The 26,025-nt window shown below is 45.7% G+C and carries 26 protein-coding genes and 1 other annotated feature; of the genes, 24 read left to right on the top strand and 2 right to left on the bottom strand.

The genetic code is table 11. The features are described from left to right. Positions 1-132 precede the first annotated feature (132 nt). The 11 genes from P5G61_RS11025 (at position 133) to P5G61_RS11075 (ending at position 12,997) form a co-directional block, all read left to right on the top strand. Positions 133-1,320 (top strand): D-alanyl-D-alanine carboxypeptidase family protein, encoded by a 1,188-nt coding sequence (locus tag P5G61_RS11025; protein WP_301246449.1) that lies wholly within the window; start codon positions 133-135, stop codon positions 1,318-1,320. 18 nt (positions 1,321-1,338) lie between these two features. Next, a complete protein-coding gene (locus P5G61_RS11030; protein WP_024634048.1) occupies positions 1,339-1,965 on the top strand; it encodes a nucleoside recognition domain-containing protein in 627 nt (208 codons plus the stop codon). A gap of 6 nt (positions 1,966-1,971) precedes the next feature. Next, positions 1,972-2,505 (top strand): spore maturation protein, encoded by a 534-nt coding sequence (locus tag P5G61_RS11035; protein WP_079349442.1) that lies wholly within the window; start codon positions 1,972-1,974, stop codon positions 2,503-2,505. A 65-nt stretch (positions 2,506-2,570) separates the two neighbouring features. Next, positions 2,571-3,389, top strand: coding sequence for a S1 family peptidase (locus P5G61_RS11040; protein WP_301246450.1), 819 nt, complete (start codon positions 2,571-2,573; stop codon positions 3,387-3,389). Between the two features lie 221 nt (positions 3,390-3,610). After that, on the top strand, positions 3,611-4,360 hold the full coding sequence (locus tag P5G61_RS11045) for a pseudouridine synthase (RefSeq protein WP_024634051.1): 750 nt from the start codon (positions 3,611-3,613) through the stop codon (positions 4,358-4,360). A gap of 131 nt (positions 4,361-4,491) precedes the next feature. After that, the gene (locus P5G61_RS11050; protein WP_053784499.1) at positions 4,492-5,019 is read left to right on the top strand and encodes a redoxin domain-containing protein; all 528 of its coding nucleotides are present in this window, start codon (positions 4,492-4,494) and stop codon (positions 5,017-5,019) included. A 14-nt stretch (positions 5,020-5,033) separates the two neighbouring features. Next, the gene (gene resB, locus P5G61_RS11055; protein WP_301246452.1) at positions 5,034-6,707 is read left to right on the top strand and encodes a cytochrome c biogenesis protein ResB; all 1,674 of its coding nucleotides are present in this window, start codon (positions 5,034-5,036) and stop codon (positions 6,705-6,707) included. After that, the gene (ccsA, locus tag P5G61_RS11060; protein ID WP_079349439.1) at positions 6,704-7,966 is read left to right on the top strand and encodes a cytochrome c biogenesis protein CcsA; all 1,263 of its coding nucleotides are present in this window, start codon (positions 6,704-6,706) and stop codon (positions 7,964-7,966) included. The genes resB and ccsA overlap by 4 nt, the downstream gene beginning before the upstream one ends. A 148-nt stretch (positions 7,967-8,114) precedes the next feature. Beyond that, positions 8,115-8,831 (top strand): response regulator transcription factor, encoded by a 717-nt coding sequence (locus P5G61_RS11065; RefSeq protein ID WP_017687664.1) that lies wholly within the window; start codon positions 8,115-8,117, stop codon positions 8,829-8,831. Further along, complete coding sequence (locus P5G61_RS11070) at positions 8,800-10,284, top strand: ATP-binding protein (RefSeq protein ID WP_301246454.1); 1,485 nt, start codon at positions 8,800-8,802, stop codon at positions 10,282-10,284. Before P5G61_RS11065 ends, P5G61_RS11070 begins: the two co-directional genes overlap by 32 nt. Positions 10,285-10,480: 196 nt before the next feature. After that, a complete protein-coding gene (locus tag P5G61_RS11075) occupies positions 10,481-12,997 on the top strand; it encodes a BclA C-terminal domain-containing protein (protein ID WP_301246455.1) in 2,517 nt (838 codons plus the stop codon). A gap of 103 nt (positions 12,998-13,100) precedes the next feature. Here the strand turns inward: P5G61_RS11075 and serA are convergent, their stop codons facing one another. Next, positions 13,101-14,696 carry a phosphoglycerate dehydrogenase gene (gene serA / locus P5G61_RS11080; protein ID WP_079349437.1) on the bottom strand — a complete coding sequence of 532 codons (1,596 nt, stop codon included), beginning with the start codon at positions 14,694-14,696 and terminating at the stop codon, positions 13,101-13,103. A gap of 199 nt (positions 14,697-14,895) precedes the next feature. Then, positions 14,896-15,126 (bottom strand) — a binding site (T-box leader). Between the two features lie 346 nt (positions 15,127-15,472). On the opposite strand from serA, the gene P5G61_RS11085 reads away from it, so the two are divergent. From P5G61_RS11085 to P5G61_RS11095, 3 genes are read left to right on the top strand one after another with little or no spacing between them, the layout of a single operon-like run. Next, positions 15,473-16,066 (top strand): type II CAAX endopeptidase family protein, encoded by a 594-nt coding sequence (locus P5G61_RS11085; RefSeq protein ID WP_024630696.1) that lies wholly within the window; start codon positions 15,473-15,475, stop codon positions 16,064-16,066. Positions 16,067-16,083: 17 nt separating this feature from the next. After that, positions 16,084-16,515 carry a hypothetical protein gene (locus tag P5G61_RS11090; protein WP_301246456.1) on the top strand — a complete coding sequence of 144 codons (432 nt, stop codon included), beginning with the start codon at positions 16,084-16,086 and terminating at the stop codon, positions 16,513-16,515. Then, the gene (locus P5G61_RS11095; RefSeq protein WP_301246457.1) at positions 16,503-17,327 is read left to right on the top strand and encodes a metallophosphoesterase; all 825 of its coding nucleotides are present in this window, start codon (positions 16,503-16,505) and stop codon (positions 17,325-17,327) included. The genes P5G61_RS11090 and P5G61_RS11095 overlap by 13 nt, the downstream gene beginning before the upstream one ends. Before the next feature lie 99 nt (positions 17,328-17,426). On the opposite strand, the gene P5G61_RS11100 is transcribed toward P5G61_RS11095, so the two are convergent. Further along, positions 17,427-18,359 (bottom strand): polysaccharide deacetylase family protein, encoded by a 933-nt coding sequence (locus P5G61_RS11100; protein ID WP_301246458.1) that lies wholly within the window; start codon positions 18,357-18,359, stop codon positions 17,427-17,429. Positions 18,360-18,453: 94 nt separating this feature from the next. On the opposite strand from P5G61_RS11100, the gene P5G61_RS11105 reads away from it, so the two are divergent. The 10 genes from P5G61_RS11105 (at position 18,454) to rpsA (ending at position 25,964) form a co-directional block, all read left to right on the top strand. Further along, positions 18,454-18,810, top strand: a complete 357-nt coding sequence (locus P5G61_RS11105; RefSeq protein ID WP_024630692.1) for a hypothetical protein — start codon at positions 18,454-18,456, stop codon at positions 18,808-18,810. 187 nt (positions 18,811-18,997) lie between these two features. Further along, entirely contained in the window at positions 18,998-19,612 is a 615-nt protein-coding gene (locus tag P5G61_RS11110) for a genetic competence negative regulator (protein ID WP_024630691.1), read from the top strand. 42 nt (positions 19,613-19,654) lie between these two features. Beyond that, a complete protein-coding gene (gene prsW, locus P5G61_RS11115) occupies positions 19,655-20,350 on the top strand; it encodes a glutamic-type intramembrane protease PrsW (protein ID WP_024630690.1) in 696 nt (231 codons plus the stop codon). A gap of 22 nt (positions 20,351-20,372) precedes the next feature. Further along, positions 20,373-20,639 (top strand): hypothetical protein, encoded by a 267-nt coding sequence (locus tag P5G61_RS11120; RefSeq protein ID WP_301246778.1) that lies wholly within the window; start codon positions 20,373-20,375, stop codon positions 20,637-20,639. Between the two features lie 122 nt (positions 20,640-20,761). Next, positions 20,762-22,108, top strand: coding sequence for a germination protein YpeB (gene ypeB, locus P5G61_RS11125; RefSeq protein ID WP_285080385.1), 1,347 nt, complete (start codon positions 20,762-20,764; stop codon positions 22,106-22,108). A gap of 154 nt (positions 22,109-22,262) precedes the next feature. Then, positions 22,263-22,916: a flagellar brake protein gene (locus P5G61_RS11130; protein WP_079349431.1), complete on the top strand. Its 654-nt coding sequence runs from the start codon at positions 22,263-22,265 to the stop codon at positions 22,914-22,916. Positions 22,917-22,984: 68 nt separating this feature from the next. Then, a complete protein-coding gene (locus tag P5G61_RS11135; protein ID WP_301246460.1) occupies positions 22,985-23,200 on the top strand; it encodes a hypothetical protein in 216 nt (71 codons plus the stop codon). A 115-nt stretch (positions 23,201-23,315) separates the two neighbouring features. After that, positions 23,316-24,020: a (d)CMP kinase gene (gene cmk / locus P5G61_RS11140; RefSeq protein WP_285080388.1), complete on the top strand. Its 705-nt coding sequence runs from the start codon at positions 23,316-23,318 to the stop codon at positions 24,018-24,020. After that, positions 24,017-24,604 carry a lysophospholipid acyltransferase family protein gene (locus P5G61_RS11145; protein WP_024630685.1) on the top strand — a complete coding sequence of 196 codons (588 nt, stop codon included), beginning with the start codon at positions 24,017-24,019 and terminating at the stop codon, positions 24,602-24,604. Before cmk ends, P5G61_RS11145 begins: the two co-directional genes overlap by 4 nt. 145 nt (positions 24,605-24,749) lie before the next feature. Beyond that, the gene (rpsA, locus tag P5G61_RS11150) at positions 24,750-25,964 is read left to right on the top strand and encodes a 30S ribosomal protein S1 (RefSeq protein WP_024630684.1); all 1,215 of its coding nucleotides are present in this window, start codon (positions 24,750-24,752) and stop codon (positions 25,962-25,964) included. Positions 25,965-26,025 lie beyond the last annotated feature (61 nt).

A 26,025-nucleotide genomic window follows, 5' to 3' on the forward strand; every position in this document is an offset into this window, starting at 1 on the left:
TTAAGACTACAAAATCCCTTCCGCAGCGCATATGCGAAAGGGATTTTTGCTGTTTTCTAACACTGGGACATACTTCGGGTTGTCCAGACATAAGCTAGTACAAGATTCCAAGTGACCCGGAGGAATGAATCGATGCGAAAAATAATGAAATTTATGGCATGTATGCTGGTACCCTTGTTCCTGTTCCCCTCATTTGGGCTTGCTGAAGCCCAGGGAACAATACCCGGCCCTTCAACCCATGCGCAAAGCGCTGCTCTCATTGACGTGACATCGGGCCGAATATTGTATAGCAAAGATGGGGATAAGGAACTCCGAATTGCCAGCTTGACCAAAATCATGACGGCAATTGTAGCGATTGAACACAGTAAACTGGATGACAAAGTAAAAGTGACTTCCTCGGCGTTTGCCAAAGAAGGATCATCCATCTATCTCAAGCTGGGTGAAGAAATGACGCTGGAAAACATGCTGTATGGGCTAATGCTGCGATCAGGCAACGATGCGGCTTCGGCAATTGCTGAACATGTCGGTGGATCTGAAGAAGGATTTGTCCTGTTAATGAACAAAAAGGCAGAGCAAATTGGGTTGACCCATTCTCATTTTATGAATCCTCACGGACTTGACGCCGATGGACATTATTCCACCGCCAATGATCTGGCACGTTTAACCGGGTATGCGCTCAAGAATCCGGTATTCAAACGTATTGTAGCGACAGAGAACAAGTCTGCCCCCAATCCAAATGAGAGCTGGGATTACTCCTGGCAAAATAAAAATAAAATGCTGCGACTGTACGAGGGAGCCGATGGCGTAAAAACAGGGTATACCAAGAAGGCATTTCGCTGTCTGGTCAGCTCTGCTACTCGTAATGGTCAACAACTTGCTGCGGTAACCCTGAACGACGGCGATGACTGGAATGATCATGCACGTATGCTAGATTTCGGCTTTGAAAATTTCCCTTTGGTGGAAATTGCAAAAAAAGAACAGCCTGTACAGAACACGGATGTGGTCACAGGCCGCGGGTTCACTTATCCTCTGGCGAAGAGTGAGACATCCTCATTGACGAAAAAGCTGATTTTACGCGAAAGCCGTGTCCAGGAGAGTACAGAGGGTGATGCAAAATCAACAGATCCTTCTTTTGGCTTGGCAGGCCGAATTGATATGCAACTTGATGGGAAGCTGGTGGGTTCAATTCCTGTGTATCGCAAAGGTAGTTATATTCCACCGGAGCCGAAAACCGAGGATGCCACTCTGGGGGGAATCGGTGAAATTTCTACCTGGGCTTCCGCATGGCGTGCAGTGTTAAGCCATCTGTTATCTCCATAATGAGGGGAGGGTTATTCTTTGATCAATTTAATCTGGCTTCTCATGATTGTAACCGGCTTTGCTTTTGCAGCAGCGCAGGGCAAAATTGAAGTCGTAACCCAGGCAGCTTTTGATGGAGCAGCAACGGGTGTAACGGTATGTTTTGGACTGATCAGTGTTCTCGTATTCTGGATGGGCATGATGAAAATGGCTGAGGATGCCGGGCTGCTGGGCCGGATTGCGAAGCTCCTGGGTCCGGTTGTCGGCTTTTTGTTTCCTGATGTTCCACGGAACCATCCTGCTATGGGCTACATTTTATCCAACATGAGTGCCAATCTGCTTGGCCTCGGGAATGCGGCTACCCCAATGGGGATCAAAGCCATGCAGCAGCTGCAAGAGCTGAATCCGGATAAACAGACAGCGTCCCCTGCAATGTGTACCTTGCTGGCTCTGAATACGGCGAGCATCACCATTATTCCGACAACCCTGATAGCCATTCGTCTTAATTATCATTCTGCGAATGCCACGGAAATTGTAGGTACAACGCTAATGGCAACCATTGTTGCGACATTTGCAGCTATCGCAGCGGACCGCTGGTACCGAAACAGGGCGCTTCACAGGCCGCCGCGTGTACATAAAAGTGACAATCCCGGTATGAAAGGATGAGTAGCGTTGTTAACCTTCATCAACTGGATTTCCGCCTGGGCCATTCCGGTTATTATCGCGTTTGTTCCATTATATGCGTTTACCAAAAAGGTCCCGGTCTACGAATCCTTTGTTGATGGGGCCAAAGATGGATTCTCTACGGCAATCAGCATTATTCCCCATCTGGTAGGCATGATGGTAGCGATCAGTGTTTTCCGGGCTTCAGGTGCACTGGATTATGTGATTAGTCTGATCGCCCCACTCGTGTCATGGATGGGAGTTCCGGGAGAAGTATTGCCGCTTGGCATTTTGCGTCCTTTGACCGGGACAGGCTCGCTCGCCTTTACGACAGATCTGATCAAAACCTATGGTCCCGACTCTATGATTGGCCGCATGGCTTCTACGATTCAAGGGAGTACGGATACAACTCTGTATGTTTTGACTGTTTATTTTGGAGCCGTAGGTATACGTAATGGCCGCTATGCGCTCAAAGTCGGTTTGTTTTCCGATGTGGTAGGTTTTATTGCTGCCTTGGTCATTTGTTTAATCGTTTTTGGATGAAAAATAAGTCCTCTCCTTCCGATATACTAGTTATGCTAGAATAATAGCGGAGGAGAGTGAGGATCATGCAGAAGAGTTGGAAACGAATGCTCCGCATTGGAATGTTAAGTGTGATTGCCATTGCGTTGATTACAGGACAAACAGGTTTTGCGGCGGCTCAAGCCGTCAATACGATTCAATTTACGGGTTACTTTGATAAACAGTTGCGTGCTCAGCTGGCCGTTTTAGCGGATTCTTTTCCAGTTGTGAACGTACGTTTGGTCAAAAAGGCTGAACCCGATACGGTATATTATGATGTGGGTACCTCAATACTGATCTCCAAGGATGAAGTGCTTACCAACTATCATGTCGTTCAGGATTTTGCTGAATTGTCTGATGGGGATAAAGGCACATTGACCGTAGCGAGCCCAGGTCAGCTGGACAAGCCAGTGAAAGCCAAAATCATCAAAACAGATCCGGTGACGGATATGGCATTGCTGAAGCTGGACAAAGAAATCGATGCACAACCAGTGACGTTTGCTAATGCGAGAGATAATCAAATTGTGTATACTATCGGATTTCCTAAAAATTCAGCTGGGGAACTTGTACTCTTGGACGAGGATTTTCCTTCAACTTACAATACGATAGCCAAGAGCCGAGTATTTAATTCACAGGATACGGACGTTCCAGGCAAGAAGGGTATTGGCAGTATCTTAAAATCAGTGGCACAAGGCAATTCAGGTGGCCCTGTTCTGGATCAGAATAATCGGGTTATTGGCATGATGACCTTTGTATACGGTGGACGCACTTATTTTATTACTTCAAAAACGCTGCAATCCTTCATTAAAGACAGTGCAACCCCTGCCAAAAAACCGGTTGCTGTTGACGGTAAAGTAGCGAGTTAACCTCATTAAATGTTCAGTGGTTACATACGGTTCAAATTGAACGGCTCACCTTAATGCTCCTGTTGCAAACAGGCAGTAAGAGGGTGAGCTTTTTTGGCATAAATTCATAGCTAAAAACTGCTCAAAAGGTGATTTCAACTCCCGCGTTTACAAAATCGATGGATTATCCTTGTGATTTCCGGCCCTGATGGGTATCATTAGTGTGAGGTGACATGACAAACATGGAAAGATTACAAAAAATTATCGCACAGGCAGGCATTGCATCCCGCCGCAAGAGCGAGGAACTGATCCTGTCCGGCAAAGTTGAAGTTAACGGGGAGGTCGTAACCGAACTGGGTACGAAAGCAAACCCCGAAGAGGATATGATTACGGTTAATGGTAAACCGATCCGCAGTGAAAAGAAAGTGTACATGATGTTAAACAAACCGAAAGGTGTTATCACAAGTGCTTCAGACCCGGAAGGTCGGAAAATTGTATCCGACTATCTTAAAGGTGTCAAAGAACGTGTGTATCCTGTTGGTCGTTTGGATTATGACACAGAAGGCTTGCTGATTCTGACCAATGATGGGGAATTTGCTCATTTGTTGACCCATCCAAAGCATCACGTACCGAAGACGTACCTGGCGACTGTTAAAGGGGTCCCACATGGTACTGCTCTGGAAAAATTAAAGACAGGCATTATGCTGGATGACGGTATGACAGCTCCTGCAGAGGTTGAGTACAAGGATGTTGACACCGCAGGAAATGAAGCTGTAATCTCCATCACAATTTACGAAGGGCGTAACCGTCAGGTTAGACGTATGTTCGAGGCGATTAACCATCCGGTAACACGTCTGAAGCGGATCTCGTTTGGTGGTATTTTGCTGCAAAACCTGAAACGGGGGCTGACACGCAATTTGACCAAAGAAGAAGTCAACAACCTGATTACGCTCGCAAAATCAGAACCCGCCAAAAAAATGAAAAAAAGGTAATGTGAGGACACATAATTTTCATAAAAGCGCCGCAGATTTGTGACGAAATTCGCTATAATTGTTCATAGGATGTTCACAGTTGTCCGAGACCGTAATATGCGAATGCTAGTCACTTAAAAGGGGAGCAGCACATGGGCAAATCAAGAAGAGCGGTGCAAATCGTCATTTTGTTATTGATCCTGGTGTTGGGCGGATACGCGATTACTACATCCGTATCCGGCTCGAATGGCAAGCCAAAAGAAGGGGACAAGGCTCCTTCTTTTGAACTGCTGGGCCTGGATGGACAAGTTCATACGTCTGAGGAATACAAAGGCAAAGCCATGGTAATCAATTTCTGGGGAACATGGTGTGAGCCTTGTGTCAAAGAGATGCCTGCACTTCAAGCGCAAGCGGACAAATGGAAGGACCAGGGTGTTCAATTTGTTGGTATCAATGTTGGGGAAGACCAGATGACCGTGGAAAATTTTGTACAGCAGGTGGGCGTTACGTTTCCGATTATGCTCGACCGTGACAAAAACTCGATCCGGGATTTTGGCATATCACCGATGCCAACGACATTTTTTGTCTCCGACACGGGTAAAATCTCCACCATTCATATCGGTCAACTAGACTTGGACACACTTGACGCTCAAATTTCACAACTGGCGAAACAGCCCTGACAGGAGGTCTAGTCGTGTTCCAAAATACGAAGTGTGAGTGCGGACACCAGAATCCGGTGGGCACTGTATTATGTGAAGCATGCGGCAAGCCGCTGCTGGAGGCCGAGGTCAAATCGGATGAAGTATTGGAAATGCGTTATGATGGCATGGCACGCCGTTCGCAACGTATGAATCCTAAAATTATTGACCGCATATGGAACTTTTTCTCCTCGGTCAAAATTGCGGTTTACATGATTGTGTTTACGCTTGTAGGTTCCATGCTGGGCACGATCTATCCACAAGAAAGTACGTTTCTGAATATTGATCCATCCGTATATTACAAGGACACATACGGTCAGTTGGGTCATATCTATTATCTACTGGGTCTGTCCCATACATACGAATCCTGGTGGTTTATTTTGCTACTGGTGCTGATCGGTGCCTCACTGGTCATATGCAGTCTTGACCGGGTACTTCCACTATACAAAGCGCTGAACAAACAGAAAATACGTAAACACATGCAGTTTCTTACACGCCAGCGTCTGGTATACCAAGGCTCCGTAGATGAGGCATCAGAAGACTGGATTAAGAAAGCGGTTACCCCGCTTAAAAAGAAAGGTTATCGTGTGCACACCGAAGGTACGGCATTACTGGCTGAGAAACAGCGATTCAGCCGCTGGGGGCCTTATGTCCTTCATATCGGATTGATTATCTTTCTGTTGGCTGTTCTTGTTCGGGGACTTCCTGGCCTGAATCTGGATGAGCATGTTGCTTTTCCCGAAGGGGAGATCAAAAAAATCCCGAACACGTCTATGTATTTGAAGAATGAACAGTTTAATGTTGAATTTTACAGTGAAGATGAAGTCCCGGAACAATTTCGGAATCTGAATAAAACCGTTCCAAAACTGTTTGTAACCAAAGTGGTATTGTATAAATGTACAGCAGATTGTTCGGATCCTTCAAAGAAACCTCAGTTATCCGAGGTGGCCCGACATGATGTTCGAGTGAACCATCCACTGAATTACAACGGATTGAAAGCGTATCAGTTTGATTATGATCTGACGCCAACGATTCGTTCGGTAACGCCTGATCTGGTCAATACCCAGACGGGTGAGAAGTACGGAGCAATCCAAATTTCCATGATGGATACGCAGCGAACGTTTGAAGCAGGCCCCTATAGTCTGACTGTAAAAGAGAAATATATGGATTTTGGATTGGATGAAAATGGAGAGCCCAAATCAAAGTCCCCTTCGCCTAATGCGCCTGCCTTTCTATTTAACATCAAGGGGCCCGTTTTACCCGAAGAGGGAATGCAGTACTTGTATTTTGCGAAGCAGGTGGATAAGCAGCGTTTTCAACAGGATGCAATTAACAAACAGCTAAATGGAGGAGAAATTCCTTTGCAGCTGGAGGTCGACAGTATGGACAAGGTTGATATCATTCAATCCGTAAGTTACCTCAATATACGTATTGATAAGGCTATGCCTTTCGTATGGGTTGGGGCAGGAATCGTCATGTTGGGTCTGGTTATGGGCTTTTACTGGCATCACCGTCGTATTTGGATTCGGATTGATGATAGACAGCTTACCCTAGGCGGCCATACCAACAAAAACTGGTTTGGCTTCAGGCGTGAAGTTGCAGCTGTGTTAAAACAGTTGAATGTGGAAGTGGATGAGAAGTCGTTGGATAACGGGGGGAACCAAACATGAGTTTATTGGATTTCAGCAGCGACGCATTTATCGTATCTTTTTTTCTATATTGTGCTGCATTTATGTTATATGGCGTTGCCGTCATGGGCAAGAAATGGAGTAATCGCGACCCGCAAGTTCATGTAGATCGATGGGGAAAGCGAGCCTTTATTGCATCAACTGTAGCACTAGCTGCACATCTTATCTTTTTTGGTACACGCTGGGCTGGGGCAGGACATATCCCGGTAAGTAATATGTATGAATTTATGAGTTTTCTATCCATGATGATTATGGTGGCATTTATCGTAGTCTATGCAATCTATCGTAAGTCATTGTTGGGACTGTTCGCATTGCCCCTAACCATCCTTATTATGGCCTATGCAGCCGTATTTCCTCAGGAAGTACAGCCGCTAATTCCTGCTTTGCAGTCGATATGGCTCAAGATTCACGTGACGTTGGCAGCGCTTGGAGAGGCATTCTTCGCCGTTGGCTTTGCGGCAGGATTCATGTACTTGTTACGTACGGTCGATTTCAGTGGCAAGGACAAGTCCTCCAGACGCCAGCGTGGGTGGGTTGAGTTTACATTAATTACGATCGTCGTTGTGGTTGGGTTTATCGGCTCTGTATTTGCTTTCCGTGCTTCTGGATATGAGGCGGTTTTTGTTAAGCAAACCACTAGCATTGACACAGAGGTACAGGAAAATAGTACAATAGAGAAAGTGATTTATCGCATGCCTCCTATATTTGCACCTTATAATAGTGAAGTGGAGAGCATAAAACCGTTTCTTGGCATGAAGGAACCTTTGCTTGAGACGCCTTCCTGGATGAACGGGGTAAACGCTGGACGTAAACTGAACACGGTAGTCTGGTCGTTAATCGTAGGGCTTATCCTGTATGGACTCATTCGTTTAATTGTAAGAAGACCGCTTGGACAAGCTCTGCAACCGATGCTGGACGGCATTGATTCCGATGATCTGGATGAGATTAGTTATCGTGCAATTGCTATCGGTTTCCCTATATTTACATTGGGAGCATTAATTTTCGCCATGATTTGGGCCCAGATTGCCTGGAGCCGCTTCTGGGGATGGGACCCCAAAGAGGTGTGGGCACTGATAACATGGTTATATTATAGTGTGTACCTGCATTTGCGTTTGTCCAGAGGCTGGCAGGGCCGCAAGTCTGCCTGGCTTGCAGTACTTGGATTTTTGGTCGTTATGTTTACGCTCGTTGGTGTGAATTTGATCATTGCCGGGTTGCATTCCTACGCAGGGGCAGACTAGGATAGGTCGTTTCGTTTTGTAAAGTTCCGGAGAGAAGTCCATGAAACATATATGTAAGCCCCTGCTTCAATAGGGGCTTTCAAATATTGTTCGCCAGATCGAACATAATAGAAGTGATGAGGAGTTATTGTAAAGGGGCTGGAGTGGAATGGCTGAACATGAGAACCGTATACTGGTCGTGGATGACGAGGAGAGAATCCGCCGACTTTTGAAAATGTATCTCGAAAAAGAAGGTTATGAAATTGATGAAGCAGAAGACGGGGAAACTGCGCTGCGTAAAGCAACTGCGGGTGACTATGGTCTGATTTTGCTTGATGTGATGTTGCCGGGTATGGACGGCGTTGAAGTATGTACTCGTCTGCGTCAGGTGAAATCAACCCCGGTGTTGATGCTTACTGCAAAAGGCGAAGAAATTAATCGTGTTCAGGGCTTCGAAGTGGGAGCTGATGACTATGTTGTTAAACCATTCAGTCCACGTGAAGTGATTTATCGGGTTAAGGCGATTCTACGTCGTTCTTCTGCGACAGCTTATCTGTCCAAAGAGAGTAATTCAAGCAACAATATTGTGTTTCCTCATTTGGTCATCGAACATGATGCTCACCGCGTAACCGCAGGTGGGGAAGAGATCAGTTTAACACCGAAAGAATATGAACTGTTGCATTATCTCGCGACATCTCCAGATAAAGTTTTCTCCAGAGAAGAGCTGCTGAAGGATGTATGGAACTATGAATTCTTTGGTGATCTTCGTACGGTGGATACACATGTGAAGCGACTTCGCGAGAAGTTAAACAAGGTGTCGCCAGAATCAGCGGCGATGATTACGACGGTGTGGGGTGTGGGTTATAAACTGGAAGTACCGAAGTAGTTTTAGTTTCTGGAGATCGCTGGTCGGGAAGTTATGGATTACGATTATTTGCCTCGTTGGCTGTGTACTCATAGCATTGGGTCTTTTTTTGCTGCCGTATATTGATACGAATTTTGCGGAGTCTGAGTCGAGAGATATCAAACGTTTGTTCACGTATGTTTGTATTATCGGCTTTAGCTTGACGACCTTTTTTGCGCTGTTTCTTTTTACGAAAATTACGCAGCCGATGCAGCAGTTAATTCAGGCAGCCAATGCGATTCGGAAAGGAAACTACGGTACGCGTCTCTCTCTTGTAACGAGCGATGAGATTGGAGAATTAGGTAATACATTTAACCATATGGCTGCACAGCTGGAAGATAACATTCGCAACCTTAACCATGAGAAAGAACATTTGGCAAGCGTGCTCCGAAGCATGACCGATGCGGTAGTTACTTTCGACGGGGAGGGAAAGGTTATTTTGACGAACCCTCCTGGAGAGAAAATCATGCAGGCTTGGTGTGATTTGGACTGGGCTCAGATGGGCGAGGGACAAGATTCGGAGAATTCTGTAAGTTCTTCTCGAGAGGTGCCGGAACCACTCGTTCCTTTGTTCAAAATGGTGATGGAGCAAGGTGGCGATCAGAACTCTAACGTGCATGTTCAACAGGGAGTCTGGTCTGTTCAGATGGCACCTTTGTACGCAGATAGTGTCGTACGGGGTGCTGTAGCTGTGCTTCGTGATGTAACAGAAGAAGTACGACTAGAGAAGATGCGCCGTGATTTTGTCGCAAACGTATCTCACGAGATACGTACTCCGCTATCCATGATGCAAGGGTATAGTGAAGCTCTTTTGGATGGGATGGCGGCTTCTCCGGAAGAAAGTGAAGAGTTGATTCAAGTAATTCATGATGAGTCCTTGCGTATGGGCCGATTGGTTAAAGATCTGCTTGATCTTGCTCGAATGGAAGCGGGTCATACGGATATGGCCGTGAAGGAAGTGGATCTGGTTGAACTACTGGAACGAGTGTACAGAAAGTTCTCGGTACGTTCCAAAGAACAGGGGATCCATCTTCGGTTTGAGTGCAGACAGACTTTCATTGAACTTCATCAGGCCGATGAGGATCGTCTTGAACAGGTATTTACCAATTTACTGGATAATGCGTTTCGTCACACCCCATCAGGCAAAAATGTTCTTATCTCGGCAGAACTGTTAACGGATACTCGAACACCTGTAGCTAAAGTGATTGTAAAAGATGAGGGCGTAGGCATACCGTCTTCTGATTTACCATTCATCTTTGAACGTTTTTACAAAGCAGATAAGGCTCGGGTCCGGGGTGAAAGTGTCGGTACGGGACTTGGGCTCGCAATTGTAAAAAATATTGTGGATGCCCATCACGGCACCATTATCGTTAATAGTGTACTTGGCGAAGGTACAGAGTTTATTTTACAATTTCCTGTGGATTCTTCGAAATAGCCCGATTTCATACAAAAAGTGCGAAAGCATCCTCATGCTGAGGGTGCTTTTTTTGTTGAACACTACCGTTTAATCTTGTTCAACGTGGAACAGTATGTTCACTTTTTTTATAGCAAAAAATGTGTCCAAGATAAATTTGCCTCTTATTAAACATAAGCTTGAAAAGCGAAGTAGTTAAAGGAGGAGTGGATTAAGCATGTCTGATGAGAGGAAAAGGGTGAATATAAAAGCTTTTCTAGAAGGAAGATCATTTCGAGCAGGATCGCCGTTTATTCCCATAACATCGAGTGAAGTGGAGCAGTTTGAATCCATATTGAAAGCACTGGCAGTGACTATTCCTGCAGCTGTCAGTCAGCCTACAGCGTCAAATATTCTCGCATTGCAAAACAGTTTACGGAGCTTGCTGACCTTTGTTAATACCTCTGGTTTTCGAGCTGGTGTGAAAGCGGAGTTGCAATCCGTACTGGAGCTAACAATAGCAGGCTCTGAAGTTGTGCCTGTAGCCGTCATCAATCTGGCTGGCAACTTGCAAAATTTGCTTGATGATTTATTAAGTGTGACGTTGCTGCTGGAAGTTCCGCCTGCAGAAAAAGATAAACTGGTTGGGGTGATTCGGTCCATATCCGTATCATTGAGTCGTGCCACCAGTTCGTTTGGAACCCCTGGCACCCCCGGCCCACCAGGTCCCCCCGGAGTTCCAGGGGTTCCGGGCGTACCGGGCGTGCCAGGTCCTGCCGGGCCAGGAGGAGCAGCAGGACCTGTAGGTCCAGTAGGTCCAGTAGGTCCCCAAGGCGTACCAGGTCCACAGGGGTTACCGGGAGTTGGACTGAATGATATTTTCTTTTTTGATCCAGCTCAGGCACCTAGCTTTGTGGAAGGTCAAGTGGTGTCATATAGTGGCAGTCTTTATGTTGTTAATGCGAATGGGCCCACGGGTATACCCGGAAGTTCTCCGGACTACACGTTGTTTTTGTCAGGCGGAACCACTGGAGCTACCGGGGCAACTGGTGTGGGACTCAGTGGCTCTGTGCCGTTTGACCCAGCAGTGGCCCCAACGTACCCGGCCGGTCAAGTTGTAACTCTTGATGGCAGTACCTATATTACAAATGTGGCATCGCCGACGGGAACGCCGGGAACATCACCGGATTATACTTTAATTGCAGGTGCAGGTCCTACTGGACCTACGGGTGTAACGGGGGCGACTGGAGTAGGGCTGAGCGGGATCGTTCCATTCGATCCGGCAGTAGCGCCAACGTATACAGCGGGTCAAGTGGTAACGTTTGATGGCAGTACGTATATTGCAAACGTGGCATCGCCAGCAGGTACGCCGGGAACATCCCCGGATTACACGTTGCTAGCCGGCGCAGGAGCCACCGGTGCGACAGGTGCAACTGGATTAGGTGTGACGGGCGGAACAGGGGATACAGGTGTAACGGGTGCGACAGGCGCAGGTCTGACTGGCGTGGTACCATTCGATCCCGCAGTAGCGCCAACGTATCGGGCGGGTCAAGTGGTAACGTTCGATGGCAGTACGTATATTGCGAATGTGGCATCGCCAACAGGTACGCCGGAAACATCCCCGGATTACACGTTGCTGGCTGGCGCAGGAGCCACAGGTACGACAGGCGCAACGGGAGTAGGAGTAACGGGTAGTACTGGTGATACGGGGGTAACCGGGTCGACTGGAGTTACCGGAGCTACTGGCATTAGTGTAACGGGAAGCACAGGGGCAACAGGCGATCCCGGAGTCACCGGAGTCACTGGAGCAACTGGGATAACCGGAGATACGGGAGCAACAGGAGTCACAGGCGTAACCGGAGATACGGGAGCAACAGGAGTCACGGGCGTAACCGGAGATACGGGAGCAACGGGAGTCACTGGTGTGAGTGTAACGGGAAGCACGGGAGTCACTGGGGATACCGGAGCAACTGGGATAACCGGGGATACAGGAGCAACGGGAGTCGCAGGCGTAACCGGAGATACAGGAGCAACGGGAGTCGCAGGCGTAACCGGAGATACAGGAGCAACAGGAATTACGGGAGCTACTGGCATAAGTGTAACGGGAAGCACGGGAGTCACAGGGGATACCGGAGTCACCGGAGCGACTGGGGTAACTGGCGATACAGGAGCAATGGGAGTCACGGGGGCTACTGGTGTGAGTGTAACGGGAAGCACGGGAGTCACAGGAGCTACTGGTGTGAGTGTAACGGGAAGTACAGGAGCAACAGGAGTTACAGGAGCTACTGGAGAAAGTGTCACCGGAGCAACAGGAGCTACTGGAGGTACAGGTGCAACCGGAGCAACCGGAACTTCTGTAACTTCGAATTCGGCATTTGCTGAGAACACAAGTGGTACCATTATTGTAATTTTGGGTGGAACATTGATTACATTGCCGAATAACCAAAATATAGGCACTGGCATAACCGTCAATGGAACGAATGATACCTTCACTCTTGCCAATGCAGGGCGCTACTATATCTCTTATAAAATAAATCTGACAGCGGCACTTGCTATTCAATCCCGGATTTTACTTAACGGGACAGCAATTCCAGCGAGTGTTGTATCCCCAGTACTCTCTCTCAGTCAGTTGCAATCAGACTTTATTGTGACGGTTACAGCCGGATCTACTATCCAGTTCCAATTATTTGGGCTTGTTGCTACAGCTATCCTTTCTCCACCAGGGGCTACTATAAACATTATTCAATTAGCTTAATGCATGAATTACGCTCTTAAAAAGAATTTTTGAGTTATAAAGAAGAGACGAACCCGATAAGGTTCGCCTCTTCTTTTTGTCTTAAAAGTGTATAATCCGGCAATTAATTCAAAACGATTTCAACGGCTGTATTGATTTCTGGAAGGGCTGCAAGTTGCACAAGCACGTCTTTTGGAACTTCCTTGTCAACAGTCAAAATCATGATAGCAGCTCCACCAATGATTTTACGTCCAACCTGCATGGAGGCGATGTTAACTTCATTTTCTCCAAGCAATGTCCCAACACGTCCGATGATACCCGGTTTATCATTATGCGAAATCAAAATTTGATGACTTTCCGGAGCAATATCCACTGGGAATTTGTCCAGACGAACGATTCGCTCTCCGTAACCGGCAAGAAGGGTGCCGGCAACACGACGCTCTTCAGCATCCTGAGTCGTTACAAGTGTGACGGTAATGAGATTGGTAAACCCTTTAGTGGTCGATGTTTGGCTAACCACTACGTTGAGATCCCGCACTTTAGCCAAATGCATGGAGTTGACAATATTGGCTTCCCCGCCTAAATGTCTTGCCAGAATGCCTTTTACAATGTAACGAGTCAAAGGAGAAGTATCCACTTCAGACAGATCTCCAGCATAGTCGATCCGAATTTCCTGAACCGCATTTTGAGTGATCTGAGCTGCAAAGCTACCCAGTGTTTCGCCCAGTTTAAAATACGGCTGCAGTTTGTTCATTACGGTTGGGGCTACTGCAGGCATATTGACCGCGTTTTTGAACGGTTCATTGCGAAGGATATGCAGGACTTGCTCGGATACGTCGATCGCTACATTTTCTTGTGCTTCTACTGTGGATGCACCAAGATGAGGCGTGACAATAATGCTAGGATGATTCAGGAACGGGTGATCAGCAGCTGGTGGCTCGCTCTCGAATACGTCGAACGCTGCACCAGCAACGATACCTTCATTAATGGCTTCAACAAGTGCCATTTCGTCAACAACTCCACCGCGGGCACAGTTGATAATACGCATGCCTTTTTTCATCACTTCGAATTGTGGGCGGGAAATCATATGGCGTGTCTCAGGTGTTAATGGTGTGTGAACGGTCATGAAATCAGCATTGCGAATGATATCATCCACACTAGCTAACTTAACTTGAAGTTTCTCCGCACGGTCTTGAGTGAGGAACGGGTCATAAGCCAGAATATCCATTCCGAATGCTTTGGCACGTTTAGCTACTTCGCTACCGATTCGTCCCATACCGAGCACACCCAGGGTTTTATTTCTTAACTCCACACCCAGGAAGGTTTTACGATCCCAAGTACCTTGAATGGTTTTGGCATATGCCTGAGGAATATGTCGTGCCAGTGCCATCATCATGGCAAATGTATGTTCACATGTCGTAATCGTATTACCGTCAGGAGCGTTAATAACAATGATACCGCGTTGGGTAGCAGCTTCCAAATCAATGTTATCTACACCTACTCCGGCACGTCCGATGACTTTGAGGTTTGTACCTGCAGTCATAATACGATCCGTTACACGAGTCTGACTTCGAACCAGAAGGGCATCATAATCGCCGATAATTGCAACAAGTTCATCTTCGCTAAGACCTGTTTTCTTCTCAACTACAACATCATTTGCATCCACCAGTTGCTGAATTCCCAGATCACTAATGGGGTCCGACACTAACACTTTGTACATGGTTTCTTCCTCCTTAGGTATGTGTATCTATATCGTCAAGGTTTCACCTCACGAAAGAGGCATTCCTTAAAACCGTTGGAACTCTTCCTCTCAACAACGCGGTGTCGCAGCAGAGGAGGAGGGTGTAGCAAATAGGGCAATTCCACGTCTGTACTTTAAAATAAATCAAAAAACTCTCAATCCACATACTGCTTGCGCAATAAGGGACGAGAGTTGTCGTGGTACCACCCTAATTCACCGCCGTTTCGCAACGACAGTCTTAGCGGTCAATGAAGACCGAAGAGGATAACGGGTCTAAACCGATTGCACCTACTCCAATTTCAATGCAATAACTCAGGAGCGCTCAAGATCATCTGCCTGCCACCGATTTGCACCATCCATCGGCTCTCTGTAAGACAAAGCAACGTCTTTTTTCCGTCATCGTGTTTAACGTGACTAATTTTTTCATAATGTATCATGGCTGACATGAGCATGTCAATAGGCTTAAATGTTTTAATTCGATTTACTATTGTTCTTTTCTTCAGTGGCAAAGGAAGCATACAAATATTAAGAATTGACTTCCCTAATGGATATAAATAGCTCGATTACAAGCTGTTTTATGAATTGAATTTTAATGCATTAATGAAATAACGCATTCGATACAGCTTCGCTTAAAAAACGGGACTTGGGGCAGGCCTTGAACCAATTTGGTTTTTTGGCTATCATTTAGTATACTATCCGATTGGACAACGAACTTGTTATCCATCAAATATAAGTCAAGAGGACAGACACAGGCGATGAAAAAATTAAAGTTTCCCAAGTTCAAGATTCAGAAGGCTGAACCACAGCAACTTACCGAGCGTTTGCTTCTGATCAATCTATACTTTACACAAGGGTTAACTTTGATCATTGGGGTTGTATGGATTTTATTGCAGAAGAGAAATCTGTTTGATGTGCTTGCTTGGCCTGACAGTTACCATTTTATTTGGTGGGGCCTTGGTCTGGCTGGCATTATGCTTGTTATGGACCTGGTTCTTTCTTATGTTATTCCTCAAGAAAGTATGGACGATGGGGGAATTAACGAGATGCTGTTCCGTCAGCGTCCGATCTGGCATATTGTATGCATAGCAGCCATCGTTGCTGTTTGTGAAGAATTGTTATTTCGCGGAGCCATACAGTATGCGTTAGGTCCTTACTGGACAAGTATTTTATTTGCGGTCATCCATATTCGCTATCTGCGGCATTGGATTCCGACGGGTTGGGTATTTGTCTCAAGCTATGGATTGGGTTGGATTTATATGCAATCCGGCACATTATGGGCGCCTATTTTATGTCATTTCATTATTGATTTGGTGTCTGGATTAGCGATACGTTTTCGGAGGGGATCATGAATCAGCAATTAAGTAGAATGAAAACTTACGGCAGTCAGCGCCATCGTAACTCAGATAAGACAGAGACATCTGAGCGTCCTGAAGCTTCTCAAACAAATCTGGTCGTTGAATCAGCTGCCGCCGCAGAGGTAGGAGAACTTACACCGATTACCTCTGTTTCTATACCAAGATCACAACGCAAGTCTTATACATCATCGCTGGAAAGTCCGGTACTTCCCCGGCGGGCACCAGCACGTGCCAATAAAGAACAAAAGCCATCAGAAGAATCCGTTTCCGAAGCGGGCACACTTCCTACACGGACGGAGCTTCATCCTTCTCGCCGTTTACGGCTCAGTAAACGATTTGTGAATTCACTCATTTTAATATTTGTTTTGCTCACAATCAGTCTGGTTTGGTGGGGAATAAAAGGAGCGCCTCCTCTGAATACTTTTCTTCCATGGCCATGGTAATGCTGGCCTGGGTCGTTGCTGTTATATTGGCAGGGATTGCATTGCTCGTTCATATGTGGAGGGAGGCCCACCTTCACCACATTGTTACAGAAGAGGTTGAAGTGCCGAATTTACCGTCTTCTTTTGATGGAAGCAAAATACTGTATATATCTGATATTCATAAACGCAAGCTGAAAAACAATGATCTGGAACACCTTCGAAATCAGGTGGATTGGGTTATCATTGGGGGAGATGTGGCGGAAAAGGGAATCTCATGGCCCATCGTCAGACATAATATGAGCTTGTTATCATATATTGCACCTGCGTATACTGTGTATGGAAACCATGATAAAAGAGCAGGAATTGCGCAGCTCGAACGTATATTCCGAGATACACGCGTTCAACTTCTACAAGATTCAACTGCCTATCTTCATAAAGGCAAAAGCAAACTGTGCCTGGTCGGAGTTGATTATCGTTCACGGCGAGGGGATTCGCTTCTTGCTGAATTGGATACAAAAGAGTGCAAGATTGCCATCGTGCACGACCCCTTACAGGCTCTTCACTTGAATGAACCTGTGGATCTGATATTGAGTGGTCACACCCACGGTGGACAATTGGTAATTCCGGGCGTTGGCCCCGTGTTTCTTAACAAAGCGTACCGCTCCGTGTCTAGCGGGTGGTTCTCTTTGAAACGTGATGATAAGGATAATGGGCTAGAAGGCAAAATGCTTGTTAGCAAAGGATATGGAACAAATCATTTGCCGCTCAGACTTTGTTGTCCAGCAGAAATGCATATCATTACATTGAGAATGCTCTCAAATAAACAGCCTTGATCCGTATAGGATCAAGGCTGTTTATTTGAGTTAACTTTGTATGTTGCTTCGGGCCAATTCCAAATGGATCACTGAGACTACACCGATTGTAATTGAAACTCAGCGTGCTTCCAGTTCAATGGAGCGAGGGTCGACGAATGTGTAGCCTTTCTGTTCGAGTTTGGTTAACAACTCATCCAATGCTTCAACCGTCCAGGGCAACTCATGCATCAAAATATTACTGCCGGGATTTAATTGATCCAGCACATTCTGAATGACTTTCTCCGGTTTGTTTTTGGTGCTCTTATCCCAATCCAGTGAGCCATTGGACCATGTCATATATAACATGCTGTTATTTTTGACTGTAGCCTTCAGTGCATCATTTCCGGATCCGAACGGCGGGCGGAAGAACTGAGGCTCCACGCCAATCGTTTCTTTTACAATTTTTTGCACATCGGTTACCTGTTTGGCGGCTGCCGTAGTGGACATCTTTTTCAGATCTTCATGATCCCAGGCATGATTTCCTACAATCTGACCACGTTTATGAATGATCTCCAGCAACTCGGGATGACTTTTCACTCGGTATCCGTTAACAAAAAATATTGCTTTCGCGCCATGTTTATCCAATGTGTCGATTAATCCGTTAATCATTTTTTCTTCTTTAGGTCCGTCATCAAATGTCAACAATACAACCTTGCTTTCGCTCGCTTTGTCGTTTGGTTTGATGTAATAATTGGCGTTCATGTGATACGTTTTTTCAATATTATCTTCGGTTGTTTGTCCGGAAGTGTTGTCATTTTCTTCCTTTTCTATTGTGGACGTTTCGTCACGCCTAGGTGATTCATGATCAGATGTTGAGTCCGTAGTGGACTGGGAATCATTGGTTTGTGTTTCTTCTGTGCCAGTGGCAGTTGGCTCGTTTGGTTGCTCCTGCGTCGAAGTAACCGAGCCATTGCTGGACATCGTCGTTTCAGGCGTTGTTTCGTCCTTGGCTCCACACGCTGACAACAGCATGCAAACGATCATAATTAAGGCGGTGGTGTGTCTAATCATGACTTCAACTCGCTTTCCTGTATTTATGCGGAATGAGATGACGCGCTCCCGCAAACACTAGTTGTGATTTTAACATTAAAAGGAGGTTGGTGTAATGAAGGCGTCATCCTTTTTCTGGGGTGTTGTAATTGGTGTAGCAGCCACTTCTTGGCTGTCCAAAGGTAAAATGTCTATGCTGTCTTCCGGTTCATCCCGCAACATGATGAATCAGGCCAAACACAAAATGATGGAGATGACGTTCCCTGGTATGGACGGGTTCAGCTCTAAGTCAAACGAACAAAGCGGAGATTCCCACAAAAGTACGCATAAAAAAACGGCCAAACCGATTACTCCGCAGGAAAAAGAAGAGAACATGAACATGCTCAAAGATTTTATTCGCACCAATCCGGATGTTAAACATGAAGTTGAGCAAATCTTAACTCAAACAAACACAACAGTACCGGGTTTATAAACACAAACTTCCCATTAGAATCATCCACAGTCTTGTTTTGATGTGGAATGATTCTTTTTTTGTCGATTTTACTTCGTGCATTTGGAGGTATAAAATGATAACATAACTACATAGATTTATTTTCAGCACATATTGTTTTGTGCTTCATAATCTGTTATAAGACTTGCTTATAAAGGGGAGATCCTGTATGAAAATAGAACGATTAAGTCACGATAAGATACGGATTTTCCTGACCTTTGACGATCTGAGCGAGCGCGGAATACAAAAGGAAGATATGTGGCAGGAAATACCTAGAGTTCATGAACTGTTCACTGAAATGATGGACCAGGCTTATTCCGAACTTGGATTTGATGCTACAGGTCCGCTTGCTGTCGAAGTATTCGCACTTCCCGCTCAAGGGATGGTTGTCATTGTTACCCGGGGGAAATATGATCCGCAACAATATGGTTCAGGTAACGAGGATGATCTGCCTGAAGAAGTATATGAGATGGAAGTTACACTTGAGCAAAGCGATTCCATCGTCTATGCATTCAAAGATTTTGAAGTGCTAATTGAGGCTGCACATATGTTGCGTCAGCACGTAACGGATGCTGGAAGACTCTATTCCTATAAAGACAAGTGGTTTTTGCATCTGGAACCGGATGACGTGGATTCCACCAAACATGCAGCGCTGATTGCACTGCTTGCTGAATTTGGTGAAGGGTCTTCAGTTACTCCAGCAGTCATGGAAGAGTATGGAAAGGTTGTTATGCCTGAGCAAGCGATTGAGGTTATTTGCACCCACTTCAAACGTCAGGATTAAGCTCTAGTTGTAATTGCGTTCTTAGTCAGAGGGGGAATTTCGGTGCTTTTGTTTTCGGTTTTAGCGGCAGCAGTAGCTCCGGGTCTCGCCTTGTTAACATACTTTTATCTGAAAGACCGTTATGACTCTGAACCTCTTCACATGGTATTTCGAGTCTTTCTCATGGGAATTCTAATGGTATTACCTGTGATGATTATTCAGCGTGGCATGATGATCTGGCTTGGAGATAATCCTTATGTTGAAGCCATCCTCATTTCAGGTTGGGTTGAAGAGTTCGTCAAATGGTTTGTGATATACCATATTATCTATAACCATACTGAATTTGACGAGCCTTATGATGGGATTCTTTACTCCGTTGCTGTTTCACTCGGGTTTGCTACGGTTGAGAATGTGTTGTATGCCTTTGCGGGGAATGCTTCCGTCTCTGCCATGTTTATTCGTGCTTTGCTTCCTGTATCGGGTCACGCCATGTTTGCAGTAATTATGGGTTATTACATGGGGCGGGCCAAGTTCACGGATGGCAAGAAAAAACGTTGGTTTCTTATGCTTTCACTCGTTTTGCCGTTCTTCTGGCACGCACTTTACGATGTCATTATGAATACCATGGTGAATCATTGGTTGTGGTTCATTGCGCCATTGATGGCGGGATTATGGTACGGAGCAATCGGCAAGATTACAAGGGCCAATAATCGTTCTCCTTTTCGTTTTGTGAAGCGTGAGGAAGAGATTAAATTATAAAAATACGGACACACTGGTGGACATGGAGCGCAACCTGCGCCTGATGCCCTGGTGTGTTTTTTTTGCTGCAACAATAAAAATTCCCGGGGAAAGACAAATAGAAACGGGGATAAGCGTGATGAGAATCAAAATTAAAATCAGATGCAAACAATGTGGAGAACGTTTTACACTGCGAGGCAAGAAGGAACGCGGAAGAATCGAGACCGGTTTTAAACAGTGTTTGTGTGACAATCGGGATCAGTTCGAAATTGAGGAAGATGGCGGTACAACCTGGGTTCAATTGAATTAAACTAACGTCTTGGAACCATTCGTAATAAGCCCGTCATTGGACAGACTGGAAATCGCATGCATAAGAGGTCTTTCTTCGATCCACAATAGAGGTAGTGGCTTAGAAGAAAGGAGACTCTATCGATGTATAAACGTTTAAGTTCAGTTATGTTTCCGATATTTGCAGTTCTGTTAATCGGTGCTCTCGTATGGGGATACCAAGAGAACCAGGAGAAAAATGCAATTCTGATCAAGGCAGAGAATCAATACCAGCGTGCTTTTCACGATTTATCATTTCATATGGACAAATTGCACTCGGAGATTGGGAATACACTGGCGGTTCATGCCACGTCCCAAGGGATGCATCGTAAAGGTCTGATGAATGTATGGCGACTTACCAGTGAAGCGCAAAATGAAATTAACCAATTGCCGCTCACGATGCTGCCATTCAGTGAAACGGAGGAGTTTCTCTCCCGCATCTCCAACTTTGCTTATCAAGCGTCCATGCGTGATCTGACCAATGAACCTTTAAGTGAAAAGGAAATGGGTAACCTGAAAAAGCTGTATGCGAATTCATCCGAGATTACCAAAAATCTGCAGAATGTTCAGCAGAAAGTCCTTTCGGACCGTTTGCGCTGGATGGATGCGGAGTCGGCTATGGCGACGGAACAGCAAACAATGGATAATACCATCGTGGATGGATTCCGGACGGTCAACAAAAAGGTACAGGAGTACCCTGAACTTGACTGGGGTCCTTCAGTCTCAAGCATTTATGCCAAACGTTCGGTGAAAAAGCTGGATGGCTTACCGATGACCAAAGAGCAGATCCAAACGAAAGCTGCCAAGTTTTCTGACGCCGAGCACAGTAAGATTCAAGTACAGGAAAATGGGAAAGGCACAGATTGGGAATCGTACACAGCCACGATTAATCAGTCCAAAGACAGTAAATTGATGATGGACTTTACACGTAATGGTGGTCTGCTCATCTCATACAGTGACACTCGTCCGATCGGGACAAAGAAAGTAACACGTAAAGATGCCATGTCAAAAGCGGATCAATTCCTTTCCAATAAGGGTTACAAAGATATGAAGGCGGTCAATTACGATGAGTTTGGCAATCTCGGTAACCTGACCTATGTGCGCAAACAAGGCGATACATTGATTTATCCGGAAAAAATGTCTGTTCGAGTAGGTCTCGATAACGGGGATGTTACCGGCTTCCAGGCAAGTGACTTTGTGTATGAGCATCAGAAGAAACGGGAGATTCCAAAAGCTGCACTCACAGTTGAACAAGCCCGCAAAAAGCTGAATCCGGAATTCGAGGAGAGCTACGTTCGTAAGTCACTCATTAAGAATGATTACAGCAAAGAAGTTCTTTGTTACGAATTCGGCGGACGCATTAACGGCACGAAATATAGAATTTACATCAACGCCGATACAGGTATGGAAGAAGCTGTTGAGGAAATCAAACCGGTGAATGAGACCACATAACCTCCAGAAGTCAGCAGCTTGTTAAAAGGCAATTAGATTACGAAACAGACCACTAGATGGTCTGTTTTTTGTTGTCCACTATGAGAAAGGTCATGGTATAATAGTCCTTGTACATATGATGCCAAGATAAAAAGCTAAGGTGGCGGTGAACAGCTTGTTTCCCAAAATAAATGAAGTTTTATACATCCAGATTGCCTCTGCAGATGAAAAAGAGGAAAGCAAAGAATATAAATCACGCATAGCGGATGTGGATGAGCATAGTTTCCTGATCGAAGTTCCGATGCAGCAGGGAAGCAGTCGGTTGAAAAGGTTGTTTTTTGGTGAGGAATTGTCCATTTCTTATATTACGGAAGACGGGGTTCGTCATTATTTCAACACGTACGTTACCGGATTTGAAGAAGATGTGGTCCGTCTTGTACGAATTCGCAAACCTTTGCCGGATGACATTACCAAAATTCAACGTCGCAGTTTTCTGCGTGTTCATGCAAACCTTGAAATGGCTATACAGGGTGAAGATCTGACCCGAGCCGTGGGCTTGACTGAAGATATTGGCGGCGGTGGGTTGTCCATTTACGGTGAACCCAGTTTTCCTATTGCGGAAGGGCAAAAGCTGAAATGCTGGCTGCTTATTCCTTATCGTAATGCAGTGATTGAACATGCGAATTTTGAAGCCGAAGTGGTACGGATCAAAACACTGGAAACGGGCAGACAGTTGTGTATGTTAAAGTTTGTGCAGATTTCGGATTCGGAGCGGCAGAAGATCATCAAGTTTTGTTTTGAACGGCAATTGGATTATCGAACGAAATAAGAATCGTGATTATATGGATAAAAAGAGACAGTGGCGGGCACTGTAATGGAAAAACGGAGGTTCGGGTTGTGAACAATCGTCGCCATGCGTCCCGCAGATACGAGCGCCTATATTATGTATTGTCCAAGCGAATGGAGAGAAGGGCTCTGATGCTGATTACAGCTCTTCTCATTCTGCTTGTGATCTACCAGTTAATACTTCTTGTGCCTGATATGAAAAAAAATATGACCTCCATTGATCGTCTGGAAGGAACACCAATACAGATACAAACGGTGCACGAATAATAGCATCACTGATTTGTCTGTTTTTGCATCCATGTGTATAGTGTGGTATAATTTTGACGATGCAGGCAATGCCTGTTTTTTTATTGAGGCTTATCGTTTGAGGAGGAATGCCCCGTTGGCAAGCCAGAACACATCAGAGAACGGGAAGATGAACGTTGCAATTGACGGACCTGCCGGTGCCGGGAAAAGCACGGTGGCCCGATTGGTTGCAGAGGCGCTCGCGTATATATACGTTGATACTGGCGCAATGTACCGTGCGGTAACCCTGCATATGCTTCGGAAAGGTATTTCACCGGAAGATGTGCCAGAGGTGCTTCAGGAAACCCAGAAGCTGGTCATTGATTTACAACCGGATCCCGACGGACAGAAAGTGTTCTGTAATGGGGAAGATGTAACCTCGGAAATCCGCTCCCGTGAAGTGACGGGAATCGTGTCCCGATATGCGCAAATCGAGGGGCTGCGTACGCAATTGGTGGATACACAGCGGCAAATGGCTTTGCGCAAGGGCGTCGTCATGGATGGACGCGATATCGGAACGACAGTATTGCCCGACGCGGAAGTGAAAATCTTCATGACTGCCAGTGTGGAAGAGCGTGCACTTCGCCGCTTCAAAGAACTGGACCCCTCAGAAGGACTGACGTTGCAGCAACTTGAGCGAGACATTGCCACCCGTGACCAATTGGATGAAAGTCGGGAAGTATCCCCGCTTCGTTGTGCTGAGGACGCTACCGTGCTCGATACAACTGAGATGAGCATCCATGAAGTGGTTGACAAAATCGTGTCTTATTGCACAATGGTCAGAGGAGAGATCGGTCTATGATTTACACATTTTGCAGCACATTACTGCGGATCATTTACACCATTCTTTTCCGCCTGGAGGCAGTTGGACGGGAGAACATCCCGAAAGAAGGCGGCGTACTTTTATGTTCCAATCATATCAGTAACTTTGATCCTCCAACGGTAGGTATCAAGATTAGCCGTCAGGTGCGCTTCATGGCTAAAAGCGAATTGTTTGATGTTCCGGTCTTCGGCCGAATTATCAAAGCCGTAGGCGCTTTCCCCGTTAAACGTGGAGGCGTCAGCAAGGAATCCATCAAGACCTCACTCAACATTTTGCGTGATGGTGAAGTGCTTGGCATTTTTCCTTCGGGAAGTCGACACAATGATGGAGGCATCGGCAAAAAAGGGGCAGCGAGCTTCGCTCTCCGAAGTGGTGCTACAGTTATTCCTGCCGCTATTATCGGTAACTACAAGGTTTTTCGTAAGATGAAAGTGGTCTATGGAGCACCAGTGAATTTGGACGAGTTCAAGGAAGATCCATCCGGCGATGCGCTGGAGAGAGCGACGGAGAAGATTATGTCCAAGATTAATGAAATGGTGCAGACAGGCGTGCCAAGCAAATAATGGCGTCGTCGTCAGACAGCTGAGTGCATGTTTCCATATTTTTGAGGGAAGCTAAAGATGTTCATTCAGTGATGAAAGTGTTTTGAACTCTGCTACAGGCAGGTTTGAATATAATGGGGTTTTTGAATTGAGGAGGGTATTTGACATGTCGGAAGAAATGAAAAATCAAGAAGCAACCCAAGATGAGTTGGATCAATTCGTTTCCTTGAAAAAAGGAGATACCGTAAAAGGAACCATCGTCAAATTGGAAGATAACCAAGCCTATGTGAGCATTGGATATAAATATGACGGTGTAATTCCAATTCGTGAACTGTCTTCTCTGCACGTAGACAGCGCGTCTGATGCAGTTGAAGTTGGACAAGAAGTTGAAGCTAAAGTACTTAGCATCGACGACGAGAAAGAAAAACTCGTTCTGTCCAAACGTGCAATCGACAGCGAAAACGCTTGGGATCAATTGCAAAAGCACTTTGAAGACCAAGACGTATTCGAAGTTGTTGTAGCTGACGTTGTTAAAGGCGGTCTGGTAGCAGACGTGGGCGTACGCGGATTTATCCCGGCTTCCATGGTTGAACGCCATTTCGTTGAAGATTTCAGCGATTACAAAGGACGCACATTGCGTGTTAAAGTGAAAGAGATCGATCGTGAGAACAACAAAGTGATCCTTTCCCAAAAAGACGTACTTGAGCAAGAATTCGAAGCAAACAAAGTTAACGTTATGGCTGGTTTGCAAGAAGGCCAAGTGATCGAAGGTACGGTACAACGCTTGACTCAATTCGGTGCTTTCGTTGATGTAGGCGGAGTAGACGGATTGGTTCACGTATCCGAGCTGGCTTGGACACACGTTGACAAACCATCGGACGTTCTGTCTGAAGGCGATAAAGTAAACGTAAAAGTGCTGAAAGTTGATCCTGAAAAAGGTAAAATCAGCCTGAGCATGAAAGCTGTTCAACCAGGTCCTTGGGAAACAGCTGGCGACAAATTCAACTCTAGCGATATCGTAACAGGTGTTGTAAAACGTCTGGTTGACTTCGGTGCTTTTGTTGAAATCGCTCCTGGTGTTGAGGGACTTGTGCATATCTCGCAAATCTCCCACAAACATATTGGCACTCCGCACGAAGTGTTGAAAGAAGGACAAGAAGTTCAAGTTAAAATCTTGGACATGAACCCTTCTGAGCAACGTGTAAGCCTGAGCATTAAGGAAACTGAAGAAGCTCCTGCTCAAGCACAAAAATCAGAAAGACCAGCAAGAAACAATGCTCCACGTGAAGAAATCAACAACCCGAACGTTTCCATGAGCAATCAAGGTCTGAGCATCACGCTCGGCGAGCGCTTCGGTGACAAACTCAGCAAATTCAAATAAGTTACACATGCTTGGTTCTTAGTTATATACTGCATATTTTGCTGAACAATAAAAGCAAGAT

Origin of the sequence: Paenibacillus vandeheii (assembly GCF_030433635.1) — a bacterium.
Taxonomy (GTDB): domain Bacteria; phylum Bacillota; class Bacilli; order Paenibacillales; family Paenibacillaceae; genus Paenibacillus; species Paenibacillus vandeheii.

What these genes read in the sequence shown, in the direction of transcription:
- P5G61_RS11025 (WP_301246449.1), top strand. Translation starts at nt 133, where the DNA reads ATGCGAAAAATAATGAAATTTATGGCATGTATGCTGGTACCCTTGTTC.
- P5G61_RS11040 (WP_301246450.1), top strand. Translation starts at nt 2,571, where the DNA reads ATGCAGAAGAGTTGGAAACGAATGCTCCGCATTGGAATGTTAAGTGTG.
- P5G61_RS11045 (WP_024634051.1), top strand. Translation starts at nt 3,611, where the DNA reads ATGGAAAGATTACAAAAAATTATCGCACAGGCAGGCATTGCATCCCGC.
- P5G61_RS11050 (WP_053784499.1), top strand. Translation starts at nt 4,492, where the DNA reads ATGGGCAAATCAAGAAGAGCGGTGCAAATCGTCATTTTGTTATTGATC.
- ccsA (WP_079349439.1), top strand. Translation starts at nt 6,704, where the DNA reads ATGAGTTTATTGGATTTCAGCAGCGACGCATTTATCGTATCTTTTTTT.
- P5G61_RS11065 (WP_017687664.1), top strand. Translation starts at nt 8,115, where the DNA reads ATGGCTGAACATGAGAACCGTATACTGGTCGTGGATGACGAGGAGAGA.
- P5G61_RS11075 (WP_301246455.1), top strand. Translation starts at nt 10,481, where the DNA reads ATGTCTGATGAGAGGAAAAGGGTGAATATAAAAGCTTTTCTAGAAGGA.
- serA (WP_079349437.1), bottom strand. Translation starts at nt 14,696, where the DNA reads ATGTACAAAGTGTTAGTGTCGGACCCCATTAGTGATCTGGGAATTCAG.
- P5G61_RS11085 (WP_024630696.1), top strand. Translation starts at nt 15,473, where the DNA reads ATGAAAAAATTAAAGTTTCCCAAGTTCAAGATTCAGAAGGCTGAACCA.
- P5G61_RS11090 (WP_301246456.1), top strand. Translation starts at nt 16,084, where the DNA reads ATGAAAACTTACGGCAGTCAGCGCCATCGTAACTCAGATAAGACAGAG.
- P5G61_RS11095 (WP_301246457.1), top strand. Translation starts at nt 16,503, where the DNA reads ATGGCCATGGTAATGCTGGCCTGGGTCGTTGCTGTTATATTGGCAGGG.
- P5G61_RS11100 (WP_301246458.1), bottom strand. Translation starts at nt 18,359, where the DNA reads ATGATTAGACACACCACCGCCTTAATTATGATCGTTTGCATGCTGTTG.
- P5G61_RS11105 (WP_024630692.1), top strand. Translation starts at nt 18,454, where the DNA reads ATGAAGGCGTCATCCTTTTTCTGGGGTGTTGTAATTGGTGTAGCAGCC.
- P5G61_RS11110 (WP_024630691.1), top strand. Translation starts at nt 18,998, where the DNA reads ATGAAAATAGAACGATTAAGTCACGATAAGATACGGATTTTCCTGACC.
- P5G61_RS11120 (WP_301246778.1), top strand. Translation starts at nt 20,373, where the DNA reads ATGGAGCGCAACCTGCGCCTGATGCCCTGGTGTGTTTTTTTTGCTGCA.
- ypeB (WP_285080385.1), top strand. Translation starts at nt 20,762, where the DNA reads ATGTATAAACGTTTAAGTTCAGTTATGTTTCCGATATTTGCAGTTCTG.
- P5G61_RS11145 (WP_024630685.1), top strand. Translation starts at nt 24,017, where the DNA reads ATGATTTACACATTTTGCAGCACATTACTGCGGATCATTTACACCATT.
- rpsA (WP_024630684.1), top strand. Translation starts at nt 24,750, where the DNA reads ATGTCGGAAGAAATGAAAAATCAAGAAGCAACCCAAGATGAGTTGGAT.